1 protein-coding gene and 1 pseudogene are annotated in these 1,038 nt (G+C 26.7%); both read right to left on the minus strand.

All coding sequences use genetic code 11. The features are described 5' to 3' along the window. A pseudogene (locus tag MBCUT_RS01105) lies at window positions 1-437 on the minus strand (hypothetical protein); the annotation flags it as partial. A 55-nt stretch (window positions 438-492) separates the two neighbouring features. Beyond that, window positions 493-1,038: transposase family protein (locus tag MBCUT_RS01110; RefSeq protein ID WP_211263744.1), on the minus strand; the 546-nt coding region annotated here is incomplete at its 5' end.

Raw genomic sequence — 1,038 nt, forward strand, 5'->3', positions numbered from 1 at the left:
ATTATTATTATCTCTGGTAATCTTTCTGATTTATTTAATATAGTTTCATATCTTTTTAAACATTCATTTTCATCGTAAGTGCGGAATATGTTGTTTATTTCAGTTAAATATCGGAGAGTTGCCATTTTAGTGACTATATTATCTTTAGTTTTTTTTAAATATTTATTTACCTCCTCCCTACATTCTTTCATCATGTGAAATACACATCTTTGATGTATCATGGTTAAATCTTTAGCTATTGATTTGTATTGTTTTAATCCGTCGGTTGTTAAACTTATTCGTGGTTGATTTTCAGTAATATCTTTGATTAATGATTTTAACTTTTTATTTTTCCCTGAATCCATTATTTCTTCAGCTATAGTGCCTTTTATAAATTTATCATGGAGACTTACCCGATATCTCTTTTTCCCACCAATATAAAGATATTGTTCATCCATGACATAATAGCCTAATAATTGCTTAAATTTACGAATAACTCTGTTTCCTTCTTTTTTAACTTTTTTTTGGATCTATTTTGAGGAAATTTTTAATAGATTGATGTGATATTTCAAGATTTAAGAAATTTTCAGTATCTCTGGCTATTTTTCTCAGTGACTCTCCCCTATTTTTCTTAAATTCTCTAATTTTCCCTTTTAAACTGTTAAAAAAGTTTTTATTTTCTTCTTTAATGTTTTCTAGGGTGGTTGAGTATTTTTTATTGCAGGATTTACATTTATATCTTTGTAAAGATATTTTAATTTTCTCACAATTATCAATTTTGGGGTTTATCTCCCTAAACCCTTGTTTCACTTGTTTTACAGATCCACAGTTAGGGCAAGTAGGATTAATCATCTGATAATTCCCATTATCCAGAATTTGGATATTTTTATTGATTTTTTTCTTTTTATTGTGAGGAAAAGCATATTTCACAACTTTAGTTTTAAAATCAACTTTTTCTTCAATACAATCGAAAAGTTTAAGTTGAATAGGACCAATATTATCTATAAGGGCAGATTTACTTATTGTAGTCATAAATAAGTATCTGTCCTTTTTCATATT

This window comes from Methanobrevibacter cuticularis, from assembly GCF_001639285.1.
Lineage (GTDB): Archaea > Methanobacteriota > Methanobacteria > Methanobacteriales > Methanobacteriaceae > Methanobaculum > Methanobaculum cuticulare.